Source organism: Amycolatopsis sp. NBC_00438, assembly GCF_036026695.1.
Classification (GTDB): Bacteria; Actinomycetota; Actinomycetes; order Mycobacteriales; family Pseudonocardiaceae; genus Amycolatopsis.
Window position 1 is genome coordinate 4784769 of the sequence record NZ_CP107923.1, and the last position, 22618, is coordinate 4807386.

The following is a 22618-nucleotide window of genomic DNA, read 5'->3' on the forward strand; positions in this document are numbered from 1 at the left end:
CGCATTCGCTCGCCGTGTGGGTGACCCGCACCGGGCCGACGCCCTGGATGCACGTCTCCGGACTGCCCTCCTACCGCGACGCCCTTTCGAGGTGATCAACACGGTCGTCGCCAACGGATTGGCGCTCTCAAGCCTCGTCGTTGCGGTCGCCGGCTGGCGAACCCAGCGCAAACCGTTGCCACCCACCGTAACGCTCGAACCGCCATCGCACTCGCGCTGAAGATTCACGTGGATGCGTCGCCCGCCGCGCGGCGCAACCTCGTCGCGAGGCGCTCGAACGCCACCGCGAGCTCGTCTCCGTCGATCACCTCGATGTCGACGTCGAGCTGGGTCATCCACAACGCGAGCCGGTCCGGGTCGTCGGAACCCACCTCGACTTGGCACGTGAACTCGTCGACCACCTCGATGTCGACCGGGATGTGGATCTTCGCGGCGACCGTGGCGGCGGGAGCGTGCATGAGTACCCGGGCGCGGTAGTTCCAGGCTCCCTTGCTGATACGTCCGACGACGAACTCGACGACACTGTCGCGCGGCATCACCCGCGGCCGGAACCGCGCACCCGTCGGTGCGTGCGGAACCATGCGGTCAACCCGGAAGACCCGCCAGTCGTCACGGTCGAGATCCCACGCGAGCAGATACCAGAGCGCTCCCCAGCTGACCAGCCGTTGCGGTTCGGTGTGGCGCGCCTCTTTGTCGCCCCCGCGCTTCGTGTACCCGAACCGGAGCCGTTCGTGGCCGCGGATCGCGGAGGCGACCGCGCCGAGAACCGAGAGATCCAGCGGCGGCCCCGCCCCTGGCACAACGCTCGTCGCCTCGCGTACCGCCTCCACGCGCCGACGCAGACGCGAGGGCAGCACCTGCTCCAGCTTCGCGAGCGCGGTGAGCGATGTCTCTTCGACTCCGAGCCGTTGGGTCGCGACCGCACCCAGTCCGACCGCGACGGCGACGGCCTCGTCGTCGTCGAGCAGCAGCGGGGGCATCGCCGTCCCGGCGGCCAGCCGGTACCCGCCCGCGACGCCGCGGCGCGCGTCCACGGGATACCCGAGCGACCGCAGCTTGCCGATGTCGGCGCGCACAGTCCTGGTGCTCACGTCGAGCCGGCCGGCGAGCTCGGTGCTCGTCCAGTCGCGCTTGAGCTGGAGCAACGACAGCAGTTCGAGCAGACGGGCCGAGGTCTCCAACATGTTCTCGATCGTGCCAGCTATTGCGGAAGCCAACCTGCCGCATTGTCTGCGAACGTCACCGTCATGACCGAGAACAACACCCTCACCCCGTTCCGCATCGACATCCCGCAGACGGGTATCGACGACCTGCGCAACCGGCTGGCACACACGCGCTGGCCGATCCCCACGCCGGGCCGGGACGATCGCACCGACTTCAGCCGCGGCATCCCGCTGGTGTACCTGAAGGAGCTCGCCGAGTACTGGCGCGACGGATTCGACTGGCGCGCGCAGCAGGAGAAGCTCAACGAGCACGAACAGTTCACGACGGTCGTCGACGGCCAGACGTTCCACGTCGTCCACGTTCGATCGGCGAACCCGCAGGCCACCCCGCTGGTCCTGAACCACGGCTGGCCGGGATCGTTCGTCGACTACCAGCGACTCATCCCGCTGCTGACCGACGAGTTCCACGTGGTCATCCCGTCGCTGCCCGGCTTCGGGTTCTCCACCCCGCTGTCAGGAACCGGCTGGGAGCTGGCGCGCACGACGGACGCTTACGCCGAGATCATGACGCGGCTCGGCTACGAGCGGTTCGCAGCGCACGGCACCGACGTCGGTGCGGGCACCACCGGCCGCCTCGCGGCACTCCACCCGGAGCGTGTCATCGGCACACACATCGGCTGCGACCCCCGGCTGCTCGGGTTGCTCGGCGTCAAGTTCCCTTTCCCCGAGGGCCTGTCCGATGACGAGATCGCCCAGATCGAAGCAGTGCGCACCGAGGACGCGGCCGATCACGGGTACCTCCTGATGCAGGACCACCGCCCCGACACGATCGGCGCGGCACTCACCGACTCGCCGGTCGCCCAGCTCGCGTGGATCGCCGAGAAGTTCAAGACCAGGACCGGCGGCGCCTACCGGACGCCGGACGAGTCGGTCGACCGCGACCAGCTCCTCACGAACATCAGCCTGTACTGGTTCACCCGCAGCGGCGCGTCGAGCGCGCAGTTCTACTACGAGTCCGAGCACTCCGGACTCGACTTGGTCATGGCCTCCGGCGTGCCGTCCGGATGGGCCGTGTTCGACACCCACCCTCTCGTGCGCCGCGCGATGGACCCGTGGAAATCGATCGGCCACTGGAGCGAGTTCACCCAGGGCGGTCACTTCCCCGCGATGGAGGAGCCGAAGCTGCTCGCGCACGACATCCACACTTTCTTCCGCGGCATTTCCTGAGTCTCACGGCTCCACCACGGAAACACTCGAACGTGTGACCAGCCGCATGCACGGAAACCGGCTGGCCGAAGATCGCTTTGTGTGCGGCAATCCGGGTGGGCCGGCCGCGTCGGTCGGTCAGTTGTATTGGCGGGCACGATCGGAGTGGAAGATCACCCCGGATTCCGGCCGACGCTGGGCGACGGCGTTGCCGAGCGCCTCGGCGATGAGGTCGGTGCGCAGATGATCAGCGGTGGACCACGCTTGCGGGAATGCCGCCTGCCGCGGTGGCGCAGTTCGGCGTGCAGCCGGGGTGTTCCGTAGGTGTCGTTCGACTCGTCGTGGATCGCGACGATCTGTTCGGTCAGTTCGGTGTCCTGGCGCGCGCGGTGGGATGGCTCGGCACAGCGGTGGGTGCAGTAGGCGGCTCGGGAGACCTTCAGCAGGGTGCACGCGCGCTTGACGTTGCCGCCCTTGGCAGCGTTCTCCGCCTCGATGAACGGGTACACGTTCACCGGATCTCCTTCGCGAAGAAAGCTGTCGCACCGTCGCGCCGGTATCCGCCGACAACGCGGCCGGTACCCGGCCTCAAGCCGCGAATACACGCAGCATCTCCACCTGCTCGGCGAATGGCCTTCGACCCGGGCTGCGCTTGAGCACCGTCGGCGTCCGTCATGCCGGCGCGTGCGCACGTCGCGGCAGCGTGGTGGCGGCATCAGCGAGTGTTCGCCCTCGTGGAGGAAGAGGGAGCCAGGACAGCTCCCGTGCTCCCGAAGGGGGCACTGTTTGACAACGCGTTTTCGACAGCCTACTTTCGAAAGTACGTTTTCGATACATGCCCGGCGCGTGAACTCCCAGTGATCGACGCCGGGCTCGGGGAGTTCAGCCATGAGCAAGCAGACGCCGCCAACGCCGGCAGCAAGGTCGGTGCGGCGCAAGCGACTGACCGCCGAGCGGGAACGCGAGATCCTGGACGCGACGTTCGAGCTGGTCGCCGAGGTCGGCTACGACCACGCCACGGTCGACGAGGTCGCGCGGCGCACCCGGTCCAGTACCGCCACGCTGTACCGGCAGTGGGACAACAAACCCACCTTGGTGATCACCGCGCTCCGCACACGCAAGTACCCTCCGTTGCCCCCGATCGACACCGGCGAACTGCGCGGGGACCTGGTCGCACTGGCCCGGCACATGCCCCCACCTCATCCCGCAGGCACCCCCACGCTGGGGATCTGGCAGGCGGTGATGTCCGACCCGGCACTGGCCCAGGCCCTGCGCGACGTCCTGCTCGCCCCCTACCTCAAGGCGCTGCACACGATTTTGGAGCGGCACGTCGAGCGTGGGGCGATCCGGCCGGACAACCCGGCGCTGGAGCACGCCGAGATGTTCCTGCTCGGCAGCTTCTTCATCGAGAAGCTCTTCAACGGCGAAGAAGCCACCGCGCAGCAGCTGATCGCCGTGATGGATGCCCTGCTGCTCCCTGCTCTCACCGCCGACACGACACGTTGAAAGGCACACATCGATGACCAGCGGTTCCAGCGACACCATCCTCGTCACCGGAGGCTCCGGGTTTCTGGGCGGTCGCATCATCGCCCAGGCCCTGGCCGCGGGCTACCGCGTGCGCACCACGGTGCGCTCCCCGGATCGCGAACCCCGGGTCCGGCGGAACCTCGAGGCCATGGGCGTTACCGCGGGTGAAGCACTCACCTTCGTCACGGCCGACCTCACCGGCGACGCGGGCTGGACCGACGCCGTGGCCGGCTGCCGGTACGTCCTGCACGTCGCCTCTCCGTTCCCCGCCGGGGAGCCCGAGCACGAGGACGAGCTGATCGTGCCCGCGCGGGAAGGCACGCTGCGGGTGCTGCGCGCTGCGCGTGACGCCCGGGTGCGGCGGGTGGTCGTCACGTCCTCGTTCGCCGCGATCGGCTACGGCCACCCCGAGACCGATCGCGCGTTCACCGAAGAGGACTGGACGGACACGACCGGGCCGATCGCCCCGTACATCAAATCCAAGGCCGTGGCCGAACGCGCGGCGTGGGAGTTCGTCGAGCACGAGGGCAACGGCCTGGAGCTGGCCGTGGTCAACCCGGTCGGCATCTTCGGACCGGTCGTCGGCGCCGATTCCTCCTCCTCGATCGGCATGATCAGCCAGCTGTTCACCGGCGCCATGCCCGGCACCCCTCGCCTGTACTTCGCGGTGGTCGACGTCCGGGACGCCGCCGACCTGCACCTGCGCGCGATGACCAGCCCCAAGGCCGCCGGGCAGCGGTTCATCGCCGCCGCGGGCGATGCGGTGTCCCTGCACGAAATCGCCCTGGCCATCCGCGACCGGCTCGGCGACGCGGCGAACGCGGTGCCCGCCACCGAACTGCCGGACGACGTGGTCCGCGCCGCGGCCGAGAACACCCCGGCGTTGCAGGGCATGCTGCCCAACCTCGGCGTGATCCGCCACGTCTCCAACGAGAAGGCCCGCACGGTACTCGAGTGGCAACCGCGCTCCGCCGCGGACGCCGTCGTCGCGACCGCGGAAAGCCTGCTCGCCCTCGGTCTGCTCCCCACCCGGCACACGCCCGCGCGGTAGCGGCTCTCAACCTGATATGTCCTTAGTGGAGGTTCGATGCAAGCGATGGTGATGTCCGGCTACGGCACACCGGACGTGCTGAACAGGTCCGAGGTCGCCCTTCCCGAACCCGGGCCCGGCCAGATCCGGCTGGCCGTCCGGCTGGCCGGCGTCGGCCCGACCGACCTGGCGATTCGAGCCGGCCACCTGCGGCACGCGTTCCCGATGGCCGATCCCGCGATCCTCGGCTTCGAGGCGGCAGGTGTCGTCGACGCGGTCGGCCCAGGGGTGGACGACGTCGCGCCGGGCGACGACGTCGCCGCGTCCTTACCCGGCCTGGGCGGTTATGCCGAGTACGTGGTGGCGGACTACTGGGTCCGTAAGCCCGAGGCGGTCACCTGGGCCGACGCCGCCGCGGTTCCCGCCTCAGGCGAGGCCGCCGTGCGTGTCCTGCGCCTGCTCGGGGTCACCGCAGGCGAGACGCTGCTGATCCTCGGCGGCGCCGGTGCGGTCGGGACCATCGCCACACAACTGGCCGTCGCGGCCGGCGTCACCGTGATCTCGGCTGTACGCGAACAGGATTTCGCCGTGACCGGGCAGTGGGGTGCGACTCCGATCGATTACGCACGGCCGCTCGGCGACAGCGTGACCGCGGTGGACGCCGTGTTCGACGCGGCCGGCCGCTCCGACCTCGAGACCGCGGTCCGCCTGGCGGGTGGCCCGGAACGCGTGATCACCCTGTCCGATCCACGCGGCCCGCAGATCGGCGTCACCCTCTCCAGCTCCGTCCCCGACGGCATCCGATCAGCGTTGAGCGAGGTGATGACCCGGCTCGGCGAGCAGCGCCTGACGCTTCGGCCGCATACGATCCGGCCGCTGGCCGAGGCCGCCGCCGTGCATGCAGGACTGGAATCCGGTGCCCTGCACACAAAGGTTCTCCTCGCCACGAGCGAGACGGGCCGTACGCCGTTGGAGGCTTTGCGCTCGACCGACCGCGAAGGACGTTGACGGCTCCCGACATAGCATCAGTCCAGGCGCCGGCGTACTCGTCGGACGTCAGCCGGTGCGGGCCTCGGAACATCGACTCGCCACCGTCATCGCGACTGGACGCGGTCGACATGCCATCAGATCGTTTCGGAGCCCCCAACCATGACCATGTCCGCCCCTGCATGGTGATCACCGACGTCGGGTCACACCGGCTTGGCTGGGTGATCGGCAGCCAATGCGAGCGTTACGTGCGTACCCGCGAATTCATCGACATGGTGGTGGGCCGCGGGCCCGTCCTGGTCGATGGGGTGGACGGCAGCCTCCATGACTGCAGGCTCCTGGCTTGTCCCCGTCGAGCCCGCATGCCGTCGAAACACGGATCACCCAAGCACGCCTTCGGATCGATCGCGACGATATTCCGCGACGCACCGCCGTCCAGGACGTTGCCGCGATGTAGGTCCGTGCTCCGCTGCCACGTTCGCTCGGAGATCCGCGCGCCGATGGCCGTTCGGTCTGTCTGCGGCCGATTCGTGTGAAGGCCTCGCCGCATCGGCCGCGCAGGGTTCGCGGCCAGTGCGCGGGCGGGGGCACGGCGTGCAGGCAGGCAACTCGCGCCACCGCCGCGGCAACGACTCCGGGTGGCAGGTCCTCAGCCTCGCGTTCGGTGTCAGCAGGCAGAGGTGTCCTGGCGGTGCTTTCTTTACCGTGGGCGGTGATGAGACGTGCCCGACCGCGGCGGCGGGCTTCCGGCTATTCGGCTTGGTCGTCGACGCGGGTCAGCACCTTGTCCGCGATCCGGCGCAGCGTGCGCAGCTCCGCCGGGGTCAGGGGGTCGGCGAACAGCTCCCGCACCCGCTCGACGTGCCCGGGCGCGACCGACTCCAGGTGCGCGAAGCCCGCGTCCGTCAGGATCGCCTGCGTGTACCGGCCGTTGCCCGGGTCCGGTTCCCGACATGCGAAGCCGCGCTTCTCCAGGCGGCCGATCAGGTGGGACAGCCGCGACAGCTCCGTGTTCGCCAAGGCCGCCAGCTCGCTCATCCGCGCCCGGCGATCCGGCTGCTCCGACAGGTGCGCGAGCACGTAGTACTCGAGGAAGCTCAGCCGCGCGTCACGCTGCAGCTGCGCTTCCAGGGACGCCGGCAGCCGCTGGGCGAGCCGCATGAAAGCGCGCCATGCCGACAGCTCGTCACTCGTGAGCCAGCGCTGCTCGGGTTCCGCCACCACCACAGTCTAGCTGACTTGAAAATTCACGTCATCGTGCTAGCGTCTGACTTGAATATTCAAGCGAAAGGACTTCCCGTGAAGATCGCGATCATCCTCGGCAGCACCCGTCCCGGCCGGAAGGGCGAAGCCGTGGCGAGATGGGTGCTGGCCAAGGCCAAGGAACGGCCGGACGCCGACTACGAGCTCATCGACCTGCTCGACCACCCGCTCCCGCACCTGGACGAGGCCGTGTCCGCCAGCCGGGGCGTCTACACCAACGACCACACCAAGGCCTGGTCCGCCACGATCGCCGCCTACGACGGGTTCGTCTTCGTCACCCCCGAGTACAACCACTCCACCTCGGGCGTCCTGAAGAACGCCATCGACTACCTCTACGCCGAGTGGAACAACAAGGCCGCCGCCTTCGTCTCCTACGGCGCGCTCGGCGGCGCCCGCGCCATCGAGCACCTGCGGGCGATCTGCAGTGAGCTGCAGCTGGCCCACGTGCGCCAGCAGCTGTCGTTCTCGCTCTTCACCGACTTCGAGAACTTCGCCGAGTTCGCCCCGTCCCCGATGCACGACGACGCCGCGTCGGTGCTGTTCGACCAGCTCGAATCCTGGGCCGGCGCGCTCAAGACCATCCGGTGAGGCTCTACGGGCTCGAGGAGCACTTCGCCACGGCCGACGTCGTCGCGGCGTGGCGGCGGCACGACCCCGCGCTCGCCGCGCCGATGATGAGCCGGGCGGTCGCCAGTACCGCGTTGCTCGACCTCGGCGAAGACCGCGTCGCCGCGATGGACGACGCCGGGATCGACACCGCCGTGCTGTCGCTCACGACGCCCGGCTTGCAGGACCTCGACCCCGCCGAGGCCGTCGCCCTGCAACGTCCCACCAACGACGTCCTCGCCGACGCCGTCGGCCGGTATCCCGAGCGGTTCCGGGGGTTCGCGGCCCTCGCGACGTCCACGCCCTCGGCGGCGGCCGACGAGCTGCGGCGGGCCGTCGCGGACCTCGGGTTCGACGGGGCGCTGGTGAACGCGAACTCCCGCGGCCAGGCCCTCGACGAGCCGCGCTTCTGGGACATCTTCGAGGCCGCCGAGGACCTGCGCGCCCCGGTGTACCTGCACCCGAGCGTGCCGGTCCCGGCGGTCACCGGGGCCTACTACCGGCGCTTCGGCGGCCCGGTGGACGAGCTGCTGGCCACCGGGACGTTCGGCTGGCACTACGACGCCGGGCTGACCGCGCTCCGGCTGATCGTCGCCGGGGTCTTCGACCGGTTCCCGGGGCTGCAGCTGATCCTGGGGCACTGGGGCGAGGTCGTGCTGTTCTACCTCGACCGCGTGGCGGCCCTGGACGCGGTGACCACGCTGGAGCGACCGATCGCGGAGTACTTCCGCACGAACGTCTTCATCACCCCGGGCGGCATCGCCAGCCACCGGTACCTGCGGTGGAGCCTGGAGACCGTGGGCGCGGACCGGATCATGTACGCCTCGGACCACCCGTTCAACCGCGAGCACAGCGGTTCCGCCCGGCGGTTCGTGGCGACCGCCCCGATCAGCGACGCCGACCGGGCGCGGATCGCCCACGAGAACTGGGAAGACCTGATCGCGGGCATCCGGCGCCAATGAGTCCACGGCCGGTCTTCCCTTGCGAACGAAACGACATCGCGGCGACGCGGATCCGAACTTCACCGGCACCGGGCGTGAGCTGCTCCACGTCTTCGCAGCGCAGGACGTCGGGGCGCCGTACTCGGGGAAACGCACTGCCTTCACTGCTATGAACAGAGTGCACTGTTCGTCCGCGCCGCCTGGCCGGGTCATCGTCGGGGATCCAGGCCTGGCCGACTTGCAGGTCGGCGAGGTAGAGGCTGACGCGGGGCAGGTGAAGACCTCGCCGGTCGCAGGTCCCCGGCGACCTCGCGCTGGAGCCGGCGCACCGCGACGCGTCGCTTCTCGGCCACAGGGCCACACCTTGTGCGGGTAGTCGCCGGCCCGACCGGCGATGCAACAAACTCAGCCCGTGGCGCCGGCGCCTGCGGCCTACCATCGCATCGAGCTCGCCCAAGCGCATCTACTGGGTACGGGTGCATCCTGCCCGTCGTACGGTGGGGTGGCAGCCCGTTCGAGCCCGGCAGGGGTCGGGGAATCGCGCTTCGACGGGAGGTGTCGAAGTTCCGTCCAGCGCTCAGCTTTGCGTGCGGGCGCCCGCTTGTCTGGACCGGCGTGGCCGAACATGGTCTGCGAACGGCTGGCCGCACCTACGTAGTCTTGGATTCCTCTGGCAACATCCAGCGGTGGCGAAGTGCCGGCGCGAGGGGTGGCAGGGTGCATCGTCTGGCGTCGGCAATGAGATCTGGCAGAGGAAGCACCCCTGGCCAATATCTGACTCTGTCGACGCCGGCCGTGATGAGCTGGCCTTTCCGGCCACACGCCAGCATGCTGATACCGAGGCTGCGGTCGCCTGGGAGCAGCTCGTACAGCAGCCGTCCGTCTGGGGCCCACACCCACATGGTGTGATCCCATCCGCCGCCGGCGATGACCAATCCCGCGTCGGTAACCGCGAGACCACTGATCCTGCCACCGCGGGGGACGTCGAGCATCGGCAAGGGAGCCCCGTCTCGGCTCCAGCGGCGAACGCCGCCGTCCCCGGCTGCAGTGAACAGGACACCGTCTGGGGCGAAGGCCAGGTGTTCAACCGGTTTGGTGTGACCTGTGAGTAAATGTTGTAGGACGCCGTCGCGGTCCCAGAGGCGAGCGGTGTTGCCAGCCGCCGCAGCCGCCAGCCGACCGTCTTCGGCGAACGCGAAAGCGAGAGTTTCTTCGTTGTCTTTCGCCTTTTCGAGCACATGGACCTCACCCGCGGTGTTCCAGATCCGGAGTGCTCCGCTGGTGGTGGCGGTGATGAGCCGGCCGTCCGGCGCGAAGCTCATTCGGCCCACTGTTGATTCGTGCGCGTCGAGGGTGTTCAGCAAATTGCCGTCACAGTCCCAGACCCACACCGTGCGGTCGAATACGGCGGCGAGGCGCCCGTCGGGCGCGAATGCCAAGTGCCTTGCTTTTTGGTTCTGATCTCCGGTGAGCGTGTGGATCAGGGCACCGTCGGCAGTCCTGATTTTCACGTTCGTGCCATCGGCATCGGCGCGGCGATGTCCCGGGCCGACTGCCCACCGCCCGGAACCGATGCGGAGAACGCTGACCGTATCCGTCATTAGCCCGGCATCCGATACGACGAGTTCTTTGAACTGAGCAGCACCTTCACCTCGGGGCAGCAATCGCGCAAGCCGACTGATGTCCCAGATGTGCACCGTGCTGGATGTGGCCGTCAACAACCAGCCATGCGCGCTGAAGTCAAGGACAGTCATGTGAGTCGTTCCCGCCATCTTGATGCGAGCGACCATGCCCTCGGGATCGCACAACCGCACCTCGCCCATTATGACTGTGGCCAGCAGCTCATCTGGTCCGCACACCAGCGAAAAGACCCCCATCATATCGGGATCGGTCGATTCGGTGACCGTGTTGCACGGGTCGTTCGGTCTGCAGGTGGTCACGCGGCCGTTGCCGCCGACTGTGAACAAGTGACCTGGTTCGGAGAAGGCGAGATCACGCACCGGCCCGGCAACCGTGACGAGGATGCCCTCTGCTGAGTCGTCAGACGACAGGGGGGCGCCGTCTGGCTGCCAGCCCCGCACCGCGCCGTTTCGGTAGCCGGCAGCGATCCACCCATTGCTGCTTACCGCCAGCGCGGTGACCAACGACTCCTTGGCAGGTTGGAGGCAGCGCTGTTCTGGGCCGCTGCTGCCCCAGGTCCGAATCTCCCCGTTCTCACCGGTGGTGACCAGCAGGGCGTCGGGCGTGAACACGACAGCTGTCTGCTCTCCGTCACTGGTTAATCGGCGGATCAGCCTTCCATCGGGGTCCCACAGGCATAGCGCGTGCTGGCCTGCGGCCGCAAGCCGGCCGTCGGCGGCGAATACCAGGCTGGTGACTCGGCGCAGGGTGCCGTCGAGGTGGTGGATCCTCTTCCCGTCGGCGCCCCACACGGTGACACGTCCCGCCGTGTCCCCGGAGGCGAGTCGGCCGTCCGGCGCGAACGTGAGCGCACTGACCGGCTCCCGATCTTCGGTCAAGTCGTGCAGCAGGGTGCCATCCGCGGACCAGATCCGTATCGTGCCTTGTTCGTCCGCTGTGGCGACGCGACCGTCTTGTGCGACGCGGGCACAGCACACGTTCTCGGTGTGTCCGGTGAGGACGTGCCGCAGGCCGGTGGCCAGCGACTGGTAGAGCGCGGTGCTCGCGGTCGAGGTCGGGGTCAATTCGGTGCACGCGGCCAGCGACAGGCTTATCGCGGTCGCCGGGTCGTGGTCGAGGATCTCCAGAGCATGTTCGGCTGCCACGTTCGCGCGGCGCTGAAGGTCGGTCTCGTCGTTATCCGTGCAGGCGGCTGCGAACTCAGCGAGCGGCTCGGGCAGCGCCACTGCGGTGTTCGAGTTCAAGTCGGCGAGTCGCGCGCCGGGGACCAGGTAGCTCGTGGACCGCCCGGCGTTCACCCACGCTTTCGCAAGCGCCAGCAGCTCGGTGATCCACTGCAGCGTGCCACGGTGTGTCTTGATGTGGTCGGCCAGTGGTCGCCACTGGCGCAGCAATGCCTCGTGCGTAACGTCGTAGAGAACGCGACCGTCGGTATTGGTGTCGCTCGTGAGCAGGTGTGCCTGGACGAACGCGACCACGACATCGCGCTGCGCTGCGGCCAGCGCGTCGTCCCACACCGGTCGGCGGGTGGGTTCCTCGCCCTGCAGGTCCACGAACAGCAGCAAGGTGGTCAGCGTCGTGTCCAGATCGTGCCCGGACGCGGCCACAGCCGTCTCCGCGCGTCCGGCGACCGCCCCTCCCACCTTGCCGGCATTCAGATAGTCGGCCCAGCTGATGTATCGGTCGCGGCCGAGGCCGTCGTACAGCGCGCTGAGAAGCGAGCTGAGCAGCGGCAGCGCGTCACCGCGGCCGGTGTCGCGCACGATCTCCTCCACCAGGCCAGGCTCGAACGTCGTATCGGTCAGGTCGGCGGGTCCGTCCACGACCTGGCGGATCTGCTGAGGTCCGAGCGCGTTCACCATGATCAGATCGGTGAATACGCCGGCGCCGGGGCCTTCCTGGAACCGGCCGATCCATTCCGACCGCACCGTGGCGACCACATGCAGCCTCTGATCGTGCGTCACCAGCGCGTACAGCAGAGCCAGAAACAGATTTCGCTCCTTCTCGGTGTGCTTGACCGCCGCTTCTTCAAACTGATCGACGACCAGCAGCACGCGCGGCCGGGTCCCTCTCGCCGCCCGCAAAGCCTTCAATACGGGTTCTGGTCCCGGTGCGGGACCGCCGTCCTGCACCGCCGCCAACACGGTTTCCGCCGCCCCGCGAACCTCCGTGCCCAACAGTTGCGTGAGTTCGTCAACGCCGGATGTGCCCGGGGTGATCGGTCCCAGAACCGTCCACCGGCTACCGAGCGTCGGCAGCAGCCCGGGCAACACGAGGGAGGACTTGCCGCTGCCCGACGGGCCCACGACCGGCGCGAATCGAAGGGAGGGCGCAGAGCCGTCCTGCACCCGTCGGACCAGGTCACGCCGGTCGTCCGTACGTCCGAAGAACACCGGCGCCCGGTCACCGTCGTAAGCGGCCAAGCCCGGATACGGGTTCTCGCCTGTCCACTCGGGTGCCGGTAACCGCGCACGGCGCCACAGCCATCCGGCACGCACGCTGACCGCCGCGACCACGGCCGCGCCGATGAGCCACGACCACTTCACCACCGGCTGAGCCCACCCCGGCCACCGGTCCGGGCTCGCGGTCACCAGGTTGGTGAGCACTCCAATCCCGATCCCAAGCAGAAACACCCCAAGCCCAGACGGCTGCGGCGCACGTCGACGCCGAGTCCTCGACCACCACATTCGCATCACTCCTCATGCCCGGTAGGAAGCATTCGTTTCACAACAGCCGGAGCACATTTCGGCCTGCTCGTCGGTAACCAGAGGGCGGTCGCCCTCATCCTCGGGGTGGACGCGGCGAGCCTCCTGCAGGTTGCCGACGACTGGCCGTTCGCGCGTGCGGGCCGCTCGGGCACCGCCCACCCGGTCGCCCGACCGTGTCGGTGCCATAACACGACCTTGGTTCGCTGTAGACCCGATCGGACAACTTGGCGACCACGCACGCGGCCACCGAAACCTCGTCCTGGAGCTGCGGCGTCTGCTGGCACTCCTGGGCTCGCCGCACGGGTTCGTTGGTCACGTACCGAATTTCGACCTGCGTGGACAACGCGCTGATCGGTTCGCCGACCGCTGACCACTTCGGGAAGCGCTGAGTCAGCACGCACGGCGCTGCGGACGCCGAACTGACCTGCCTGGACCTGCACAGGGGGTCTGGTCGTCGAGTGCGGGATCGCCCCGCCGGGCATCTTGCCGAGCGAACGGGAGGTAGCTGCGGGACGCAGGCGAGCCCGTCCGCTCGTCGGCATGACCGGACGTGAGCGCACGATCAGCAGCACCTGCGGCAGAACCCCAACTTGTCCGCGAGCCGGCGAAGACCGACGTCGCGTTCTTCGGGTTCTTCGGGTTCTTCGCGCAACGAAGCGGCGAGTGTTCTCGCGGCCGGCCCCGAAGACGTTGGCTTCATGGGGAAAGGATACGAATCCCGTCGTTTCCCCGAATGTGCGAACGGTGTCGGCGAAATGTGACGCCTGCTCACTTGCACGCACGGGAAGGCCGCCGGGTTGCCTCGTCGTCGTATGCCGTTTCTCGCAGCGTCCGCGCAGGTCAACGGCCCTACGATCACTCCATGCGGACATTCTGGGTGGTCATCGTCGTCGTCTTTTCGGTCCTCTCCGGGCTCGGCGCCGCGGCCACCGTGTACTCGCTCTTCTCCGGCGACGACGATCTGCTGGGCAACGTGACCCTCCTGATCGGTGCCCTCGCGCTCACCGCCGTCGGCTGGTACGGGTTGCGGGTTCTGGACCGCAGTGCGCTGGCCGCCGCCGGGGACTTCGGCCGGTGGCTGCCCGCGGCGGATCCCGCCGACGGTGACCACCCGGAACTGAATGCCCGCCTGCGCCGGGCTTCCCGCCGCGCGACGGGCTTCGCCGTGGGCTGGGCGGTGGTGCTCGCGGCCGGGTTCACCGGCGTCGCCTTGGCCGGTGCGGCCGCCGACGATCTGCTCGCCACCGGCTTCCACGAGCCCGGTGTGGTCGTCAGCGTGCTCCACAGCGCCAAGGGCACGTCGTACATCCGGGTGAGCCACGGCGACCGGACCGACGCGATCGTCTGGGATTCGGGCCGCGATTACCACGTCGGCGAGCAGGTGATCGTCGTCTACGACCCGGCCGACCCGGCGCACGTGCGCACCATCGACGAGCAGAACGAAGACCAGGTCCAGCTCGGCTTCGGCGTGGTCCCGATGCTGGCGGCCCTGTTCGGCCTGCCGTTCTCGATCGGGGCGGCGGCCGGCTGGCGGCGCCGGCTCCGGGTCGTCGAGCGCACCGGGTGGCGGCGGGCCGACGTGAGCGACGTGCCGGAAGGGAGGTTTCTGTACGCGGGATTCCGCGACGGGACGGCGATCGAGCTGCGCCGCACTTCGGCGTTCCTCGCCCTGTCACCGACGGCCGGCTTGAAGAACCGGCAGGGCTGGGTCGGCGGCTGGGGCAGGTCGATGGTCGTGGGGTTCGAGAACGGCCCGCCCGTCGTGGCGGTCCGCGCGATCCGGGAGCGGGTCAGCCGATCTCGCCGGTGAGGTAGCGCTGCACAGTCCGCGCCACCGCCGCTACCAGCGTCTCGACCTCCGCCGCGGCCATGGGTTCGTACTGCGCTATGACGGGAAACACCGGCGTCTACAACGGCATGCCCTGACGGACCTCCGCCAGCACAGCTTCGAGGGCAACCCCACCCCCGCTCGACAAACACCTCTGGTCGCACAAATGGCTCAACCCGCGTGACGCGACCCGGGTGGGTATCCGCAGGAACACCCACCCGGGTCGCGTCACGGTCCGTTCTTCTGGCGAGCCGCACTGATTCGCGACCCTCGTCCGGCACCCGTACGCCCGTCGCAGACAGCGCGCGGTGCGCCTGCGGAGTTACGACTGGCTGAGGCCGATGGACGCCGAAATGGGGCGCACATTCGAGCACGACGCTGTCGACTGACCGGGGTAGCTTCCCGCGGGCTGCCAGCTGCCGTAGGCGTATCGGGTACTCGTGCACTTGGCCACCGCCCGATAGCTGCCAGGCCCTTTCGTGCACTTCGCGTAGGTCGTGTACAGACCCGAAATCCCCCAGCTGCAGCCCGACGGCCACGGTTCAGCGGACGCAGGCCCCGCTCCCACAACCACACCCGAGATGGCCAACCCGACGACCGCCGAGATCGTCAACATCTTCTTCATCCGCACTCCCTCGCCTCGTGCTCGTCCCATGCGACATCGACACACCTGACTGGGAGCGTCGGTTGAGCCGCGCTGTACCGATCACCCGATCAGGGCAACGGTGCCGACGTAACCCGGTAGATCACGGACACCGAGGCACCCGCGGTATCCCGGCCCCGCCAGGCCGGTGTGCTGGCGACGCTCGACGAGGCACTGGCCGCCCTCCACTCGCGAGACAACCCGTCGCGATGAGCCTCGACGACCCCAGCGTCCCGCGCGCCGGCAAACCCGCAGCGCCACCGTCCGACTTGCTGACGGCGAAGATTCTCCTCGAGCGCCTTGGCATCACCCCGGTCGGTGTACTGGCGTTTCCCGGAGAAGAAATGGGGAGATATCGACACGCCATCGGCTTCCGAGTTCATGTTGCTCGCCAACGAGGTTCAAGCGCACACCGTCCGCCGCCGTGGCTCACGTGACGGGCAGTCGGCGAAGGCGAACTTCATCGATGCCTCGAGGCACATCTACGTGGTTGCGGAAGCTGACAGGTACGTCACGGCACAGAGGAATCCCACCTCGAAACTCAGAAAGCCTCGACGTCACAAGAGTTTGCGGCGCGCCCTCACTCACCGCCAGCTCCTGGAGATCAACACGACGGCAGTGTCGACCGGTACGGATCCCGCGTTGGACAGCGAACAGCCCGTCTCGCCGACTCTTGCCGCCGGTCTGCTCGCGCATGCCCGGGCGCGTCCGGGAGCAGGGGTCCGCGAGGCAGCGTCGTTCACGGGACATACCTCGACGGGCTACCAGACGAGCAGCACGATGACCTACGTCGCGGCCACCGTCGACGAGCTGGCGGTCGTGGTCGCCACGCTGACCGGAGAGCCACATCCGCTCGCGACCTGACGGCACACGGGCCCGCCGACGGCTCGGACCGTAGGTGACCGGCCGTCGGCGTAGATGGCGTTCATGGCCGGCAACGCAGCTTCGTCGTCGACGACGTCCGTCGTCGATCGGCGGCCTCATGCAAGCCCTCCAGGCCAGGATCGGACACCGTTCACACCGGCCCGCGCCTGTCCTGAACTGCGGATATCCACCGATGAAGCGCGGCATGGCGCAACCACGCCAGCGTCGTCCGGTTACCTCCGGGGCTGGCTGGTGATCACGTCGGCCGAAAACTCCGCACCGACGTAGTAGGCCTCGGACGGGACGCGGTGGTGCGGGGCGCACTTCCCCTGCGGCCGCACCACCGCGGTATCGACCCTACCAGAGTCTCGAACACACGTTCGACCCAGGCCGGGGTTCGAGGCCGGCCCCAGGCGTCGTGGGCGACCGTCAGGGCGCTGGCCTGACCGGCATGACGTCCCCATTTTGGGGACGCATCACTGATTCTCTCGACAAAGCGCCCGCTTATCATTGAGCTGCCCGGGGTGCACCCGCCGAGTCCGTCACCCGTGGGTGCGGCGTCTGAGAGGATCACCCGATGACGATGTCCCTGTCGGCCGAACTGTGGCCCGACGTGCAGCCCGAGACCGCGAGACGGCTGATGCTGGCCGGGGTCGAGGCGTTCGCCGAGCGCGGGTACCACGCCACGACGACGCGGGACATCGCCGGTGCGGCCGGGATGAGCCCCGCCGCGCTCTACGTGCACTTCCCGTCGAAGGCCGCGCTGCTGTTCGCGATCAGCCGTTACGGCCACGAGCAGACGCTCGCGCTGGTCGAGAACGTCGTCGCGAAGGTGTCCGACCCCGTCGAGCGGATCCGGCTGATCGTCGAGGACTTCGTCGCCTGGCACGCGCGGCGCCACACCGTGGCCCGGGTCGTGCAGTACGAGCTGCAGGCGCTGCCCGAAGAGGAGTTCAAGGTGGTCGCCGAGCTGCGGCGCGGCATCGAGCGGATCGTGCGCGAGGTGATCACCGAAGGCGCCCGCGTCGGCGCGTTCACCGTGTCGGACCCGCACGTCGCGGCCCGGGCGGTGCTGTCGCTCGGGGTCGACGTCGCCCGCTGGTACAGCGAGCGGGCGCGACAGACCCCGGCCGCGCTCGGCAAGGAGTACGGCGGCCTGGTGCTGCGGATGCTCGGAGTGCCGGCGGCCTAGGCGTTGAGGTGCTGCTGCCAGTCGGCGGGCAGCCGGTCGGTGGGCCCGGGAACGGGCTGCTCCGCCGGGTGCGAGTCGGGACCGGTCAGCTCCGGTCCGTCGCTGACCGTTTCGGTCTCGAAGTTCCAGAACCAGGACTCCCCCGGCTCGAAGCTCTGGATGTAGGGGTGCCCGGACACCTTGAAGTGCGCGGTCGCGTGCTGGGCCGGCGAGGTGTCGCAGCAGCCGACGTGCCCGCACTGCGCACACCGGCGCAGATGCACCCACCACCCACCGGCGGCGTCGCACTCGAGGCAGCCCGCACCACTGGGGGCGACCGACGGATCGATTCCAGGCACCGAACTCACAGTCACCCTCCGGTTCGTGAAGACCACTCGAAGCGAGCCTACCCGGGACGGCGGTCCTCAGCCGACGGCGCGCGCGAAGCGATCGGCGACCATCCGAAGCCGCTCCACCAACCCCTCCGGTGCCTCCTCCACGACGAAGTCGTACCCCCACTGCGCCAGGTGATACGGCACCACGTCCAGGTTGTTCGCCCCCGTGCGGACCCGGCAGCTGTGGTCGTCGATCGGCTCCACCACGCCGCTCGTGGGCGAGATGCGGGTCGACACCACCGACGCCGGGGCGGCCACCCGCACCACCAGCTGGTGCGGGTACGGCGTGGTCGAGATCGAGCGCGACACGTACGCCGCGAGGTCGTCGGGCGGTGGCTCGCGCGGGGTGAAGCGGAAGCTCGCCGCCGGCTCGCCGGTGATCCGGTCGACGCGGAAGGTGCGCCAGTCCTGCTTGCCGAGGTCGAACGCGACCAGGTACCAGCGGCGTCCCGTGTGGACCAGGCGCAGCGGCTCGACCGACCGCTCGGTCGCCGCCCCGGTGCGGTCGCCGTAGCCGAAGCGCAGGCGCTCGTGGTCCCGGCAGGCCGAGGCGATCACGGTGAGCACCCCGGCGTCGACGGTCGGGCCGCTGCCCGCCAGCGAGACCGTGGCCGCCTGCAGGGCGCTGACCCGCGGCCGCAGCCGGGCGGGCAGCACCTGCTCCAGCTTCGCCAGCGCCCGCACGGACGTCTCCTCGATGCCGCTGACCGTGCCGCTCGCGGCCGTGCGCAGGCCCACCGCGACCGCGACGGCCTCGTCGTCGTCCAGCAGCAACGGCGGCAGCGCGGCCCCGGCGCCGAGCCGGTAGCCCCCGGCGACGCCCGGGGTCGCGTGCACCGGGTAGCCGATCGAGCGGAGCCGTTCGACGTCGCGGCGGATCGTGCGGACGTCGACGTCCAGGCGCGACGCGAGGTCCGAGCCGGGCCAGTCCCGCCGGGCCTGCAGCAGCGAAAGCAGCCTGAGCAGTCGCTCCGAAGTGCCGTACATGACACGCAGTGTGCCAGACATCGAGGACAGTTCCGGTCCTCGATCGGCCGGATGGTGCAGTCGGGTGGTCAAACACTTGCCAGGCACGGCTCCGGGCGGTGAGAGTGGCGCATGCCGATTGACCCTGCCGCCCTGCTCGCCGTCGCCCGTGAGGAAGCCGTACTGGGCCGCGACGAGGGCGGCGTGCCGATCGGGGCCGCGCTGTTCGACTCCACCGGCACCCTGCTGGGCCGCGGGCACAACCGGCGCGTGCAGGACGGCGACCCGTCGATGCACGCCGAGACCGCGGCGTTCCGCAACGCCGGCCGCCGCCCCCACTACCGCGACACGATCATGGTCACCACGCTCTCGCCGTGCTGGTACTGCTCCGGGCTCGTCCGTCAGTTCGGTATCGGGCGCGTAATCATCGGCGAAACCGAAACCTTCCACGGCGGGCACGACTGGCTGGCCGGCCTCGGCGTGGAGATCACCCTGCTCGACGACCCCGCTTGCACCGCGCTGATGACGGAGTTCATCGCCGCGCGCCCGGACCTGTGGTTCGAGGACATCGGGGTCGAGAAGTCCACATAGGACAGTTCTTGCGAGGAGCTCGTATGCCGTCATCCGTTCCGCTCGTGGACCTTTCGCCGTGGTTCACGGGCACGTCCGAGGGCCGGGCCGACGTGGCCGAACAGGTCGACCGGGCGCTGCGGCAGTCCGGCTTCCTGCTGGTCACCGGGCACGGCGTCCCGGACGACCTGCGCGACCGGGCCCGCGAGCAGGCACGCCGGTTCTTCGCGCTGCCCGAGGACGTCAAGCAGCGCTACGCCGTCACCGTCGGCGGCCGCGGCTGGCTGCCGCCGGGCGTCGAGGCCAACGGTTACGCCGAGGGCACCGAAACCCCGCCCGACCTCAAGGAGTCCTACTCGGCGGGCGCCGATCTCGGCGTCGGCGTCGCCGAGGTCGACGGGTTCTGGTTCCAGCCCAACGTCTGGCCGGCCGAGGTGCCGGGGCTGGCCGAGACGGCCACCGAGTACATGCGCCGCATGCGGGCGCTGTCGGATCACCTGCTGGAGATCTTCGCCGCGGCGCTCGGCCTGGCGGAGAGCCACTTCACGCGGCACACCGCGCACCCGACGTACACGTTCAACATCAACTGGTACCCGCCGATGACCCACGTCGGCGAGCCCGAGCCCGACCAGTTCCGGATCGGCCCGCACACCGACTTCGGCACGGTGACGGTGCTCGACCGCCAGGCGGGCGTGGGCGGACTGCAGGTCTTCAGCGACGGCGGCGAGTGGGAGGACGCGCCGTATCACCCGGACGCGTTCACGGTGAACATCGGCGACCTGATGGCCCGCTGGACGGGCGACCGCTGGCGCTCGACCCGCCACCGCGTCCTGCCCCCGGCGCCGACGGCACCGGAGGAGGACCTGGTGTCCCTGGTCTTCTTCTACGAGACCGACCACGACGCGCGGATCACTTCGCTCGCGCCCCCGCTGGGCAAGCGGATCTACCCGGAGGTCATCGCGGCGGACTACCTGAAGGAGAAGCTCGACGCGATCACCATGGGCTAACCGGCCGGCGCGTAGATCAGTTCGAGGACCCCCGACGGGAAGGCCGTGCTCTTCACCAGGCGCAGGTTCAGGGGCTCGGCCAGCTCCGGGAACAGGGGCGCGCCCCGGCCCGTGGCGGCGGGGAGCACCCACAGGCGGTACTCGTCGACCACGCCGAGCTTGATCAGCGAGTGCAGGAACGCGGTGCCGCCGGCGGCGACCAGGTCCTTGCCCGGCTCGGCCTTGAGCTTGGCGATCTCCGCCGCCGTGTCACCGCTCGCGATCCGGGTCTCGGGCCAGTCGTCGGCGGACTCCAGGGTGCGGGAGAACACCACCTTGGGGATCTCGTTCATGGCCTTGGCGGACGGGTGGTCCGAGGTGGGCCAGAACCCGGCCATGGCCTCGTAGGTGACGCGGCCCATCAGGAAGGCCCGGCCTCCCACAGCCCGTCGACGAAGTACTTCTCCTGCTCGGGATCGTCGACGCCCGTCATGACGTCCCGGATCCCGTTGTCCGCGTCGGCGCTCTTGCCGTCGACCGAACAGTAGAACCCCAAGATCAGCTTCCGCATCAGGTGCCTCCTCGCGCGTGTTCTCGTGCGGGACGGTAGGCAGAACCGGCCGGGTGGGGTCCCCGCTAAGCGGGATCCGCGCAGATCGTCCGGTTGCGCCCCGCGGCCTTCGCGCGCAGCAGCGCCGCCTCCGCGGCCCGGAGCGCGTCCGCCAGCACCCCGTCGGCCGCACAGTCCGCGACGCCGATCGACACCGTCACGCCGACGAACTGCGGCCCGTCGCCCGACGCCTTCAGCGCCACCAGCGTCGAGGCGATCCGCAGCCGGATGCGCTCGGCGATCGCCATCGCGTCGAAGCGGCCGGTGCCGGGCAGCAGGACCGCGAACTCCTCGCCGCCGGAGCGGCCCACGAGGTCCGCGGCGCGGACCTCGTCGCGCAGGGTGTCGGCGACCGCGCGCAGCACGGCGTCGCCGATCCGGGCGCCGTAGCGGTCGTTGAGCTGGCGGAAGTGGTCCAGGTCGAGCAGCAGCAGGGCCTGGCCGGGGCCGTGCCGGCCGAGGCGCGTCACCTCGGCGTCGGCCGCGCCGCGCCACGACGCGGCGGTCAGCACACCGGTGCCGGGATCGAGGGTGACGTGTTCGCGGCGGCCGCGGCCCAGTCCCCCGCGGTGCAGCACGACGGTGGCGCCGGCCAGCAACGGCACGAACCAGGGCGCGGCGAGGGCGGCCCAGCCGAACATGACGCCGAACGCCGTCATCGCGGCGTCGAAGGCGTGGCCCGGGGCGGCTTCGCGGGGCGGGCGGGGGCCGTCGGCGGCGGTCACGAGCGCGGCGTTCACCGCGAGGAACGCCAGCCCGGCGAGCAGGAGCAGGGCGACGGTGCGGGCGTCGAGGACCGCGGCGAGCGGCTTGACCCCGGTCGCGGTGAGGAACGCCCCGGCGACGAGTCCCGCGAGCGCGGTCGACGCGGCGCCGAAAACTTGGCGGTACACGGGTCTTCTGCGGACCCGGAACCACTGGTGCAGCGCGGAGAGCACGACCAGCGCGACGGCGAGCCCCGGCCGGAGCACGACGACTCCGGCGAAGACCCACGGCGTGTCGACGCCGGGCCCGAGCAGCGTGTCTTCGCGGTGGCGTTCCACCGGCCGGGACAGCTCGGCGGTGACCAGCAGCCCGCCCGCGAGCAGCGCGAACGGCGTCAGCATCGAGGCGAGCGGCGGGAACCGGACGGCGGCGAGGGCCACGGCGGCGACGGCGAGCACGTCCACCACGACGACAAAACAGACCTGGCCGCGGCGGGGCAGGCGCCACAACGCCCAGCGTTGCAGGGGCACGGCGAGCAGGGACCGGCCGGGGCGGCGTCCCCCGCCGGCTGCGACCGTGGAATCCCCCACCATTTCGGCAAACTAGCCGGAATGCCGCGCCCTGTCACTCCGCCTTCAGGGGAATCTCACCTCGTCGCGAATCCTGGGACGCTCAGGAGCCGTGCGCGCACCGTGCGTCATGTTTCCGACCGAAGAAGGGTTGACACGCCACATTGGTCTAGTCCACTGTGTGGTGGCACACAGCGCTCCTCCCGGGATGATCCCGCCGCCTCAAACCGGAGGTGCTC

Annotated in this window: 21 protein-coding genes and 1 pseudogene; 12 read left to right on the forward strand and 10 right to left on the reverse strand. The window is 69.6% G+C overall.

What is annotated here, in order from left to right; all coding sequences use genetic code 11:
- The first annotated feature begins 91 nt into the window (after nt 1-91).
- Nucleotides 92-220 carry an effector-associated constant component EACC1 gene (locus OG494_RS48405; protein ID WP_442874444.1) on the forward strand — a complete coding sequence of 43 codons (129 nt, stop codon included), beginning with the start codon at nt 92-94 and terminating at the stop codon, nt 218-220.
- A 4-nt stretch (nt 221-224) separates the two neighbouring features.
- Here OG494_RS48405 and OG494_RS20895 read toward each other — a convergent pair whose 3' ends face one another.
- Complete coding sequence (locus OG494_RS20895; protein WP_328458216.1) at nt 225-1184, reverse strand: helix-turn-helix transcriptional regulator; 960 nt, start codon at nt 1182-1184, stop codon at nt 225-227.
- A gap of 63 nt (nt 1185-1247) precedes the next feature.
- Here OG494_RS20895 and OG494_RS20900 point away from each other — a divergent pair, with 63 nt between their 5' ends.
- Nucleotides 1248-2390 (forward strand): epoxide hydrolase family protein, encoded by a 1143-nt coding sequence (locus tag OG494_RS20900; protein ID WP_328458217.1) that lies wholly within the window; start codon nt 1248-1250, stop codon nt 2388-2390.
- Nucleotides 2391-2542: 152 nt separating this feature from the next.
- Here OG494_RS20900 and OG494_RS20905 read toward each other — a convergent pair whose 3' ends face one another.
- Nucleotides 2543-2878: an IS3 family transposase gene (locus tag OG494_RS20905; RefSeq protein WP_328458219.1), complete on the reverse strand. Its 336-nt coding sequence runs from the start codon at nt 2876-2878 to the stop codon at nt 2543-2545.
- Between the two features lie 379 nt (nt 2879-3257).
- Here OG494_RS20905 and OG494_RS20910 point away from each other — a divergent pair, with 379 nt between their 5' ends.
- From OG494_RS20910 to OG494_RS20920, 3 genes are read left to right on the forward strand one after another with little or no spacing between them, the layout of a single operon-like run.
- Nucleotides 3258-3875 (forward strand): TetR/AcrR family transcriptional regulator, encoded by a 618-nt coding sequence (locus OG494_RS20910; protein ID WP_328458221.1) that lies wholly within the window; start codon nt 3258-3260, stop codon nt 3873-3875.
- Nucleotides 3876-3888: 13 nt separating this feature from the next.
- Nucleotides 3889-4947 (forward strand): SDR family oxidoreductase, encoded by a 1059-nt coding sequence (locus OG494_RS20915; RefSeq protein ID WP_328458223.1) that lies wholly within the window; start codon nt 3889-3891, stop codon nt 4945-4947.
- A 51-nt stretch (nt 4948-4998) separates the two neighbouring features.
- Nucleotides 4999-5934, forward strand: a complete 936-nt coding sequence (locus OG494_RS20920; protein WP_328458982.1) for an NADP-dependent oxidoreductase — start codon at nt 4999-5001, stop codon at nt 5932-5934.
- Nucleotides 5935-6663: 729 nt separating this feature from the next.
- On the opposite strand, the gene OG494_RS20925 is transcribed toward OG494_RS20920, so the two are convergent.
- Nucleotides 6664-7134 (reverse strand): MarR family winged helix-turn-helix transcriptional regulator, encoded by a 471-nt coding sequence (locus OG494_RS20925; RefSeq protein ID WP_328458225.1) that lies wholly within the window; start codon nt 7132-7134, stop codon nt 6664-6666.
- A gap of 78 nt (nt 7135-7212) precedes the next feature.
- Between OG494_RS20925 and OG494_RS20930 the strand changes: the two genes are divergently transcribed.
- On the forward strand, nt 7213-7764 hold the full coding sequence (locus tag OG494_RS20930) for an NADPH-dependent FMN reductase (RefSeq protein WP_328458227.1): 552 nt from the start codon (nt 7213-7215) through the stop codon (nt 7762-7764).
- On the forward strand, nt 7761-8744 hold the full coding sequence (locus tag OG494_RS20935) for an amidohydrolase family protein (protein WP_328458228.1): 984 nt from the start codon (nt 7761-7763) through the stop codon (nt 8742-8744). The genes OG494_RS20930 and OG494_RS20935 overlap by 4 nt, the downstream gene beginning before the upstream one ends.
- A 27-nt stretch (nt 8745-8771) precedes the next feature.
- On the opposite strand, the pseudogene OG494_RS20940 reads toward OG494_RS20935, so the two are convergent.
- A pseudogene (locus OG494_RS20940) lies at nt 8772-8888 on the reverse strand (NADP-dependent oxidoreductase); the annotation flags it as partial.
- Between the two features lie 485 nt (nt 8889-9373).
- Nucleotides 9374-12970: an NACHT and WD repeat domain-containing protein gene (locus tag OG494_RS20945; RefSeq protein WP_328458230.1), complete on the reverse strand. Its 3597-nt coding sequence runs from the start codon at nt 12968-12970 to the stop codon at nt 9374-9376.
- A 964-nt stretch (nt 12971-13934) separates the two neighbouring features.
- Here OG494_RS20945 and OG494_RS20950 point away from each other — a divergent pair.
- The 3 genes from OG494_RS20950 to OG494_RS20960 all read left to right on the forward strand — a co-directional run bounded on the left by OG494_RS20950 (nt 13935) and on the right by OG494_RS20960 (nt 17599).
- Nucleotides 13935-14882, forward strand: coding sequence for a DUF3592 domain-containing protein (locus OG494_RS20950; RefSeq protein WP_328458232.1), 948 nt, complete (start codon nt 13935-13937; stop codon nt 14880-14882).
- Between the two features lie 979 nt (nt 14883-15861).
- Nucleotides 15862-16407, forward strand: a complete 546-nt coding sequence (locus OG494_RS20955) for a hypothetical protein (RefSeq protein ID WP_328458233.1) — start codon at nt 15862-15864, stop codon at nt 16405-16407.
- Between the two features lie 577 nt (nt 16408-16984).
- On the forward strand, nt 16985-17599 hold the full coding sequence (locus tag OG494_RS20960; protein WP_328458235.1) for a TetR/AcrR family transcriptional regulator: 615 nt from the start codon (nt 16985-16987) through the stop codon (nt 17597-17599).
- Here OG494_RS20960 and OG494_RS20965 read toward each other — a convergent pair.
- Nucleotides 17596-17937 (reverse strand): UBP-type zinc finger domain-containing protein, encoded by a 342-nt coding sequence (locus OG494_RS20965; RefSeq protein ID WP_328458237.1) that lies wholly within the window; start codon nt 17935-17937, stop codon nt 17596-17598. The two genes, OG494_RS20960 and OG494_RS20965, sit on opposite strands and share 4 nt — an antisense overlap.
- A 66-nt stretch (nt 17938-18003) precedes the next feature.
- Complete coding sequence (locus OG494_RS20970; protein WP_328458239.1) at nt 18004-18960, reverse strand: helix-turn-helix transcriptional regulator; 957 nt, start codon at nt 18958-18960, stop codon at nt 18004-18006.
- Between the two features lie 111 nt (nt 18961-19071).
- Here OG494_RS20970 and OG494_RS20975 point away from each other — a divergent pair, with 111 nt between their 5' ends.
- A complete protein-coding gene (locus OG494_RS20975) occupies nt 19072-19530 on the forward strand; it encodes a nucleoside deaminase (protein ID WP_328458240.1) in 459 nt (152 codons plus the stop codon).
- A gap of 23 nt (nt 19531-19553) precedes the next feature.
- Entirely contained in the window at nt 19554-20516 is a 963-nt protein-coding gene (locus OG494_RS20980; protein ID WP_328458241.1) for an isopenicillin N synthase family dioxygenase, read from the forward strand.
- On the opposite strand, the gene OG494_RS20985 is transcribed toward OG494_RS20980, so the two are convergent.
- The 3 genes from OG494_RS20985 to OG494_RS20995 form a co-directional block, all read right to left on the reverse strand.
- Nucleotides 20513-20917 (reverse strand): dihydrofolate reductase family protein, encoded by a 405-nt coding sequence (locus OG494_RS20985; protein ID WP_328458243.1) that lies wholly within the window; start codon nt 20915-20917, stop codon nt 20513-20515. The genes OG494_RS20980 and OG494_RS20985 overlap by 4 nt on opposite strands.
- Nucleotides 20917-21066, reverse strand: coding sequence for a hypothetical protein (locus OG494_RS20990; protein ID WP_328458245.1), 150 nt, complete (start codon nt 21064-21066; stop codon nt 20917-20919). The genes OG494_RS20985 and OG494_RS20990 overlap by 1 nt, the downstream gene beginning before the upstream one ends.
- Before the next feature lie 65 nt (nt 21067-21131).
- Nucleotides 21132-22403 (reverse strand): GGDEF domain-containing protein, encoded by a 1272-nt coding sequence (locus tag OG494_RS20995; protein ID WP_328458247.1) that lies wholly within the window; start codon nt 22401-22403, stop codon nt 21132-21134.
- Nucleotides 22404-22618: the final 215 nt, after the last annotated feature.